This is a genomic window from Clostridium sp., assembly GCF_036642255.1.
Lineage (GTDB): Bacteria > Bacillota > Clostridia > Clostridiales > Clostridiaceae > Clostridium_J.
Window position 1 is genome coordinate 80,894 of sequence record NZ_JAVWDJ010000002.1, and the last position, 9,528, is coordinate 90,421.

General features: G+C 31.3%; 7 protein-coding genes. 3 read left to right on the plus strand and 4 right to left on the minus strand.

Features of this window, described 5'->3' with window-relative positions:
* Nucleotides 1-265 precede the first annotated feature (265 nt).
* The 3 genes from RR409_RS01270 (at nt 266) to RR409_RS01280 (ending at nt 3,172) form a co-directional block, all read left to right on the plus strand.
* A complete protein-coding gene (locus RR409_RS01270; RefSeq protein WP_332555902.1) occupies nt 266-934 on the plus strand; it encodes a response regulator transcription factor in 669 nt (222 codons plus the stop codon).
* 83 nt (nt 935-1,017) lie between these two features.
* Nucleotides 1,018-2,340 carry a HAMP domain-containing sensor histidine kinase gene (locus RR409_RS01275; protein ID WP_332555903.1) on the plus strand — a complete coding sequence of 441 codons (1,323 nt, stop codon included), beginning with the start codon at nt 1,018-1,020 and terminating at the stop codon, nt 2,338-2,340.
* Nucleotides 2,341-2,617: 277 nt separating this feature from the next.
* Nucleotides 2,618-3,172, plus strand: coding sequence for a hypothetical protein (locus RR409_RS01280; RefSeq protein ID WP_332555904.1), 555 nt, complete (start codon nt 2,618-2,620; stop codon nt 3,170-3,172).
* 258 nt (nt 3,173-3,430) lie between these two features.
* On the opposite strand, the gene RR409_RS01285 is transcribed toward RR409_RS01280, so the two are convergent.
* The 4 genes from RR409_RS01285 to RR409_RS01300 form a co-directional block, all read right to left on the minus strand.
* Nucleotides 3,431-4,375, minus strand: a complete 945-nt coding sequence (locus tag RR409_RS01285; protein WP_332555905.1) for an ROK family protein — start codon at nt 4,373-4,375, stop codon at nt 3,431-3,433.
* A gap of 696 nt (nt 4,376-5,071) precedes the next feature.
* Entirely contained in the window at nt 5,072-7,447 is a 2,376-nt protein-coding gene (locus tag RR409_RS01290; RefSeq protein ID WP_332555906.1) for a glycogen/starch/alpha-glucan phosphorylase, read from the minus strand.
* 129 nt (nt 7,448-7,576) lie between these two features.
* A complete protein-coding gene (gene malQ / locus RR409_RS01295; protein ID WP_332555907.1) occupies nt 7,577-9,055 on the minus strand; it encodes a 4-alpha-glucanotransferase in 1,479 nt (492 codons plus the stop codon).
* Between the two features lie 179 nt (nt 9,056-9,234).
* Nucleotides 9,235-9,528 (minus strand): DUF5110 domain-containing protein (locus RR409_RS01300; protein WP_332555908.1); only part of this gene is annotated, 294 nt, incomplete at its 5' end.

Consider the following 9,528-nt stretch of genomic DNA (forward strand, 5'->3'; position numbering starts at 1 on the left):
ACTAGAATTAATGATTTATGTTATTCCACCTATAATTAATATAGTTTTATGCTGGTTACTTATAATTCTATTACTTTATCTCTCTAATAATGATATTCAATGAAAAAGTTCTATACAAGATTTTAAATTTAAAAGATATTTTGTATGTATGTTAAAGATCTTAGACTAACACATGTAAATTTATGGAATAACACAGATAATAAATTAATGAACTTTAAATTTTGTAATTTTAAAAACATAATGAGTATGTTGAAAGGGTGAAATTATGAAGAGTAAAATACTTATTGTTGAAGATGAAATTAAACTATCAGAAGTAATGACGTTATATTTAAAAAAGGAAAATTATGAGGTAACTTCTATCTCAGACGGGAAAGTTGCAGAGAAAGCAATAAATACTGATTTTTTTGATTTAATAATCTTGGATGTTATGCTTCCAAATAAAGATGGATGGGCTCTTTTAAGAAAAATTAAATCCATAGGTAATACTCCCGTGATATTAACCACAGCGCGAGGAGAGGAAGATGATAGAATTTTCGGCTTAGAGTTAGGAGCTGACGATTATATGGTAAAACCTATCAGTATGAGAGAATTAATTCTCAGGGTAAACTTACGAATTAATAGCAAAATTGATAAAAATAAAGAGTTAAGTTATGATGGTGTTACTATTTTAGAAGATAATAGAGAAGTAATAGAAGAAGGTAAAAGTATAGCTTTAACGCCAAAAGAATTTGACCTTGTATTATTTTTGTGGAAAAATTCAGGGCAAGTTTTTAATCGTGAACAACTCCTTAGTACAGTGTGGGGATATGACTATGTAGGTGATTCTAGAACTGTTGATACTCACGTAAAAAAGCTAAGAGAAAAAGTTAAGTTTTGTGAAAAATATCTAGCTACCGTATGGGGAGTAGGCTATAAATTAGATTTAAGAAACTAAATATCCAAGTTTTTTATCTTAACAAAAGGAAATCACAGATTTACTATTATCGTAATTTAAAAATAATTTTATGGAGAAGAATTATGAACAAAATAACATTAAAACTTACAAAGTATTTTCTGGGTATAATTACCTTTGTAGTAATACTATGCTTTATTGCTAGTAGTGTGTTTTTATCTAAATTTTATATGATGGAGCAATATAATAATCTAGAAAATTCAGCGAAAGAAATATATACATCTCTCAATACTTCTGCGCCTGTATCAGACACTACAGTAAGTGCCATACTGATTAAGGATGGACATGTAACTTCCTTAACTCATGGGAAAATGGGAATGATGCCTATGCTTCAAAATCTTAGCGAAAAAGATTTTAATGAAAAAGGGAAATTTAAAAATTCAATGGGTTCAGAATTTCTCTATTATAAGCTTGAAAGATCCTTAGGAGATATTGTAGTTTTTCAAAACAATAGTTATTCTAATGAATATTTAAGTGTGGTATATATTGTTTTATTCTTCATTTTTATCTTTTCTATACTACTGTGTCTTCCATTGATATCCTTTATTGGTAAAAGATTTACTAAGCCCATATTACAATTAAAAAATGCTGCTGAAGAAATTTCTCAAGGTAACTTTGATTTTGAACTAGATATAAATTCTAAGGATGAGATAGAAACCCTTTCTAAAGCTCTTGTAAAAATGTCCTCTGAGTTAAAGAAGAAATATACTATTCAAAGAGATTTTGTGGCAAACGTATCCCATGATTTTAAGACTCCCCTTAGCGTGATTAGGAGCTATAGTGAAGCTATTAATGATAATTTGCTTGATGATGAGGAAAGAGGTAAGTATTCCCTTGAAATAATAAAAGAGGTGGACAGCTTAAATAATTTGGTAGTAGCTCTACTTCAACTTTCAAAATTTCAGCACGGTGGATATGCTCTTAATAAAAAATTTATTAATTTACCATTACTCATGGAAGAATGTATTAATAAATTTACACCAATAATTAATAAGAAAAATATAAGTATAGAATTACAGTCTTTACCTGTAGATATATTTGCAGATAAGGAGCATATACAAAGAGTCTTTTATAACTTCATAGATAATGCTCTTAAATTTAGCAATGATAATGGTAGAGTTAAAGTAGTTTCCAGTGATGAAAATACCTATATTAGATTATCAGTTATAGATAATGGTATGGGCATAGAACCGGATTTTCAAAAGGATATATGGAATAGATACTATAAGAATGCTCGAAGCGGTGGTATGGGACTTGGTCTTCCTATTTGCAGCGAAATATTAAAATTACATGGATTTACCTATGGTGTTAATAGTTCTCCTAAGGATAGAACAGAGTTTTTCTTTCTAATTCCTAAGAAAGAAGTACGTTTCCTTAATGAATCATAATGTTAACTTATTCTATGTGAAATCATTATTATCTAGAGAATTCTATTAAATTAATTAGGATAATATTAAGTTTTATTATTGTTAAATTTTTATTATTTGTATTTCACAAATTTATCACAATTACCCCATAGTCTCATCAAAGTTCTTTTGTATTATTAATATATAAGCTACTGATATATATTAATTGCAGCTTATAACTCACTAAAGTTTAGAGTTTAAAGCTAAATGAATATAAACTTAGTAGTAATATTAAATAAAATTTATGGAGGTAATTAAAATGAAAAAGAAAAATCTTATTATGGTATTAACATTGACATTAGCACTTGGAGTTGGAGCTACTGCCTATGCAGATTCGGTAACCAATACACCAAATACCAACAACACTACTGTGGCATCTCAAGGAGCTGGTTTTAGAGCTATCACAGGTACAAGAGGATATGACTTTATGATAAACCTACTACAAGGGAAATTTGGCATAGGAGAAACTGAAATAACTGAAGGTAGAGCTGCTGGAAAAACTATATTTGAAATAGCTAGTGAAAAAGGAGTTACACCTGAAGATTTCAAAGCTACTATGCTAGAAGAAAAGATAAACTCTATTGATGAAGCAATAACCAATGGCTCAGTAACAAAGGAACAAGGAGAAGCTCTAAAAGCTAGAATAGAAGAGAATTCAGCCACTTGTACAACTCCAGGTGAGGGCCAAGGAAGAAGCGGTTCTGCACGCATGGGTCAAGGAAACGGCTCAGGTGAAGGCATGGGCAAGGGTGCAGGTATGAGAGGCGCAAACAGAGGTGCTTGCGGTAATTTAGGAGCTACAAATAATAACTAATAACTCTTGTAAAATACTCCTTAAACAAAAACCATAATATCGGTGATAAGAACCTTATATTAATTAAAATAAAATTTATAATGTAATTTCTGTAAATCTTAACCTAAGATCACCTGATATATATTTATAAGTTTTATCTTAACCTCACATCAGAGTTAAAGATGTGAGGTTAATTTCATAGGATAAATATCCACATACACACTTTTAGTTATTACGCACATCTATGGCTCAGGATCTTGAAAAAATAACTAATTTTTCTTAAGACATTCCAAGGGCTGCTGCCCCAACGATTCCTGCTCCGTTGCCTAGTTCAGCCAAAACTATTCTTCCCACAGGCATCATCTTCATGTATTTTCTTTTTTCAACTTCCCTTTGAACCTTCTCTAATAGTAAGATTCCTGCTCCAGCAAGTCCCCCTCCAAGGGCAAAAATTTCTGGATCAATAATGTTTACCATATTAGTAATTCCGATGGCTAGGTATTTTACTAATCTATCTACTGCCATATTTCCTACCTTATCGCCTTCTTGAGCAGCTTCAAAGATTACTCTTCCATTTATTTTGTCTATATTGTTATTTACCTTTTCCAGAATTGAAGTTGCAAGTCCTTCTTCTATCAGCTTTTTGGTGTAGTTAATTAGTGCAGTAGATGACGCAAAGGTTTCTAAACATCCATTTCTCCCACAATTGCAATCATAATAATTTTCTCCAACTATCATGTGTCCAATTTCTGAGCCAACTCCATTAAACCCAGACTGAACCTTACCATCCATTACAATTCCCCCACCAATACCGGTTCCAAGAGTAATGAAAACTCCACTGTTACAATGCTTCATAGATCCTACTTTATATTCTGCTAATCCTGCTACAGTAGCGTCATTTTCTATAAAAACCGGAATATTTAGCTCTCTCTCTAGAACTTCCTTAAAGGGTACATCCTTCCAATTTAAATTCACACAATAAATTACTTTACCTGTTTCAGGCTCTGCAATTCCAGGAATGCCCACGCCAATAGCTTTAATTTCATCTTTACTTATTCCATATTCATGTGCTATTTCATTAATTAATGTTATAATATCTTTTATAATTGCTTCATGTCCCCTTTCCACTTTAGTAGGAAGGGACTTTTGATATTTTAACACGCTATTTTCATCCACAAGCCCAATGGCAATATTAGTTCCACCTAAATCTACTCCTATATACATTTTGTTCCTCCTTCTAATTTATCCCATAATTACAGTATTAGTTTTAAAAATATTTTAAAATGAAAAAGTTCATTTTATTCAACTACCTTAGAAAGTGATTTAACTCATATCTTAAGAAATTTCAGCATTTAAACTTGTTTAAATTCTTAAACTTATTTAAACCTTTAAACTTGGTTACACTCTTAAACACATTTAGGCCCTTAGGCTTGTTTAATTTCTGAAGAAGCTGTGAGTCATATGATCCAAAATATTTATATATATAAAAACCTTATAGCTTTTCCAAACTATATTTTCGTTAGATAATTCTATATTATAATTTTATATCACATTTCATTAAATTATAAGATGGTAAAATTTATTAATTGAAATATTATTTCTATAAATATATAGGCTTCAGTAATGTAAATTTAATTTATTCATTCCTGAAACCTTAAGGTACCCAAGCAGATTCCTGTATAAATTAGGTCTTCCCTTTGATTTCCTATAACTATAAACTTATTACTCACATTATTTATATTTTTCTGCAACTAAAAACATAGATACACAAGACTAAAATTAATTAGTATTCCTGTGTATCTACTAAAGGGGCTCATTGAATTTACAAAGTTTCTTAGAGTTAAAGAATTACTGAATTAATCTATATTTTCAGTTGACTAATTCCATAAATTTGCATTAATTGGATTGAAAAAGTTCTAACTATATTTTATTAGACTCTATATGCCAGATTTCCCTTGCATACTCTTCAATAGTTCTATCACTACTAAACTTACCTGCATTAATCATATTTTTAAAACATTTTCTTCCAAAGTCTAGTTTATTTCTATATGCTTCATCTACTTTATCTTGAGCTTCTATATAATCATTGAAATCTCTGAATATAAAGTAGTGGTCGGCTTTGTGCCAAGTTGCACCTTCTAACAGGGAGTTATATAGTTCTTTAAACATACCAGTGTCTCCATCAGAGAAAGTTCCATCTATTAAAGTGTCCACAACTCTTTTAAGTCTCGGAATAGTTTGGTAATAATCCTTAGGGTGGTAGGTATCTTTAATTTCCTCTATTTCTTCAACTCTTGCTCCAAAGATAAAGTTGTTTTCTTCTCCTGCTTCCTGAACAATTTCCACGTTAGCTCCATCGTAGGTTCCAAGAGTTGGAGTACCATTTAGCATAAACTTCATATTTCCAGTACCTGAAGCTTCTTTTCCTGCGGTTGATATTTGCTCAGAGATATCTGCTGCAGGAAATAACATTTCTCCATAGGATACTCTATAATTTTGTACGAATACAACTTTAATTTTTCCCTTTACATCTATATCATTGTTAATTAACTTTGCTATTTCATTAATAAATTTAATTATTCCCTTAGCTCTCAAATAGCCTGGAGCAGCTTTTGCCCCGAAGATAAAGGTTCTAGGTACTATATCCAGTTCAGGATTTTCTTTTAATTGATAATATAAATCTAAAATACCAAAAGCATTTAGTAGCTGTCTTTTGTACTCATGAAGTCTTTTTATTTGAATGTCAAATAAAGAATTTGGATTTATTTCAATGCCTTCATGAACCTTAATATACTGTGCTAATTGTTCTTTTTTCTTATGTTTTATACTTAAGAATCTATTTAGCACTTCATCATCTTTTGAAAATTTTTCTAATTCCTTTAATAGAGTCAAATCTTTTATCCAGTGATCTGTACCCAAAAGTTCTGTAATCATTTGCGATAACTCCTTGTTACAAAGGGCAATCCACCTTCTTGGAGTTATTCCATTGGTTTTATTTTGGAATCTATTTGGATAGAGTTTATGCCAATCCTTTAACTCTTGAAACATTAATATATCTGTATGCAATTTTGCAACTCCATTTGTAGTGTGAGTTCCATGTATTGCAAGAAAAGCCATCCGAATCATATCATTATAAATAATGCACATAGAGTTTATCTTTTCTGAATCATAACCCTTTTCTAAAAGCTCCATGACAAATCTTCTATCTATATCCTCAATGATTTCGTAAACTCTTGGAAGTAACTTTTTATATAGTCCACTCCACCATTGCTCTAAAGCTTCTGCTAAGATAGTATGATTTGTGTAGGAAAAAGTTTTAACAGTGATATCCCAAGCGATGTCCCAGGATATATGTTCTTCATCTACAAGTAATCTCATTAGCTCTGGTATTGCTACCACTGGGTGTGTATCATTAAGCTGAATAGCATGAAATTCAGAAAACCTTTCAAAATCTGTGCCGTGATTTTCTTTATACTTTCTTATGATATCCTTTAAGGAGGCTGACACAAAGAAATATTGTTGTTTTAATCTTAATATCTTTCCCTCTTCTGTGGAATCATTGGGATATAACACTCTTGAAATATCGTCAGCTTTATTCTTTTCTCTCACTGCTTCATCATACATTTGTTCATTAAACAACTGAAAGTCAAATTCATTAAAGCTTTCTGCTTTCCACAATCTTAGAGTGTTAATATTCCTTGTGCCATAGCCAATAATAGGTACATCATAGGGCACAGCCTTAACCTTTTCATCACTAAATTCAACAATTATGCTGTCTTCTTCTCTTCTTAGTGACCATGGGTCTCCATATTTGAGCCAGTTATCACCCTCTTCTCTTTGAAAACCATCTTCAAAACTTTGCTTAAACAATCCATGGCTATATCTAATACCATAACCAGTAACTGGCAAGTTAAGAGTTCCACAAGAATCCATAAAGCAGGCTGCAAGCCTTCCGAGACCTCCGTTACCAAGTCCAGCATCCTCTTCGATATTTTCCACTTCGTTAATATCTATATTCATTTCCTTTAAGACTTCACTAATTTCTTCATAAATTCCCAAGTTCAATAAGTTATTCCCTAAAGCTCTTCCCATTAAAAATTCAGCTGAAAGATAATATGCTGCCTTACCTTTAGAATAGGCATTTTTTGTTTCATCCCAGCTATTAATAATCATTTCCATTATTGCTTTAGAAAGAGCGTTATGCTTCTCATGAGTCTTTGCCTTATCTAAAGTTTTACCATAGTCTAATTTGATAATTCTTTCTATGGTTATTCTCAATTCCTTAGTATCAAACATATTTATCTACCTTTCATTGGTTTTATAATTGATTTTACTTTTATAATTTCTTATTCATATTATATTAATATATCTGTTTTGCTTACTAACTCCTACATCCATTACATGAGAGTGCATTCCACATTATCATTATCTGCCATAAAGCTTTGTAACCTCATAAATCTTCTGTGCTAACTCATCACTTAATGCTTCTTTTTTAACTCTCCATTGCCAGTTTCCACCAAGAGTTGAGGGTATATTCATTCTGCTCTCTTCTCCAAGGCCTAAAAAATCCTGCATTTGCGCTATAGCTAGGTTTCCTACAGAACTAAGCGCACCTCTAATAAATCCCCAGTTATAGCCTTCCTCTTCAGTAAGTTTTAAATATTTAACTGCAAAATCTACATCTTCCTTGGAAGTATTTTTAAACCAACCATTTACGGTATCATTATCATGGGTACCAGTATATACCACACAGTTTTTATCATAATTATGTGGAAGATAATCGCTTTCTTCCCTGGAATCAAAGGCAAACTGAAGGACCTTCATTCCTGGATAACCTGACTGAATTCTAAAATTAATAACCTTATCTGTTAAAAAACCTAAATCTTCAGCTATAATGTTTATTTCACCTAAAGACTCTTTTATTGCAGTAAAAAGCTTCATCCCTGGTCCTTTAACCCAGGTTCCGTTTACTGCGGTTTCATCCCCATAAGGAATTTCCCAATAGGATTCAAAGCCTCTAAAATGATCTATTCTAGTTACATCATATAACTTGCTGTTAGCTCTAATTCTCTCTATCCACCACTTATAACCCTGCTTCTCTAAAAGCTCCCAATTGTATATTGGATTTCCCCAAAGTTGCCCAGTTTCTGAAAAAGCATCTGGTGGACAACCTGATACCACTGTAGGTTTCTTTATTTCATCTAATAAAAAGAGTTCGCTATTTGCCCAAGTATCTGCACTATCTTCTGCCACATATATAGGAATATCACCAATGATTTTTATTCCATTAGAATTTGCATATTGTTTCAATTCACAATACTGCTTGAAGAACAAATACTGTAGAAATACCCAGTATTCTATTTCTTCCTTTAATTTTTTCTTATATTTTTTTAAAGCATTTATCTCCCTTAGTTTTATATCCTCATCCCACTGCTGCCAAGATTTTAACTGAAATTCCTCTTTAACAGCCATGTAAAGGGCATAATCTTCTAACCAATGACCATGTTCCTCTTTGAATTTTTCTATGCTCTTTTCATATTTACCTTTGCTTTTAATAAAGGCAATTCGGAGTACTGCCATTTTATTATTAAATATTTTCTCATAATCTACTTTTTCAGAGTTATCTCCAAAATCTAAAGTAATGTAATCTTCCTTATTCAGAATCCCTTCTTTAGTAAGAAGATCTAAATCTATAAAATATGGATTTCCCGCAAAGGCTGAAAAGGATTGGTAGGGCGAATCTCCAAAACTAGTAGAGCCCAGAGGTAGTATTTGCCAATACTTTTGACCTGCTTTTATTAAAAAATCTACAAAGGCATATGCTTCTTTACCAAAGGTTCCTATACCATAAGGGCTAGGTAAGGAGGTTATATGCATTAAAATACCACTACTTCTCTTAATCATTACCTTTCTCCTTTATAAGATTTTCTACCTTATGAAGTTTAAACCCAGTTTTTACATTTATAACGAAACTAAGGTTACAAATTTAAATTTAAGGCAGAAGAACTCTATATTATTTAACTTTTAAACTAAACTCAACATTAAGAATTTATATATTGTTTATTTATTTTCACAAGTTGTAGCTAATTCAAATTTATTATTTTTTTCTTTATATTTCCACTAACATCAATTATTTCAAAGTGTAGTGCATTCACACTGATATTTCCCTTATTATTTACGTTAATAAGATAATCTTCACCCTGTTTTTCAATATAGATTGAAATCTCTGTATACTCACCCTTCTTAAAATCATTTGAATTGCCATCGTCATCATAATAGGTATAGTGAGCTTGATCTTTTACAAAAGCAATAACATTGAGGGCATCATTATTTAAAGTTTCAACGCTATTACTATGTTTACCTAAAACCAACATCTT

Excerpts from the sequence above, each read along its gene's own strand:
- RR409_RS01290 (WP_332555906.1), bottom strand. The coding sequence starts at position 7,447 with ATGTTTGATACTAAGGAATTGAGAATAACCATAGAAAGAATTATCAAA.
- malQ (WP_332555907.1), bottom strand. The coding sequence starts at position 9,055 with ATGATTAAGAGAAGTAGTGGTATTTTAATGCATATAACCTCCTTACCT.
- RR409_RS01285 (WP_332555905.1), bottom strand. The coding sequence starts at position 4,375 with ATGTATATAGGAGTAGATTTAGGTGGAACTAATATTGCCATTGGGCTT.
- RR409_RS01275 (WP_332555903.1), top strand. The coding sequence starts at position 1,018 with ATGAACAAAATAACATTAAAACTTACAAAGTATTTTCTGGGTATAATT.
- RR409_RS01270 (WP_332555902.1), top strand. The coding sequence starts at position 266 with ATGAAGAGTAAAATACTTATTGTTGAAGATGAAATTAAACTATCAGAA.
- RR409_RS01280 (WP_332555904.1), top strand. The coding sequence starts at position 2,618 with ATGAAAAAGAAAAATCTTATTATGGTATTAACATTGACATTAGCACTT.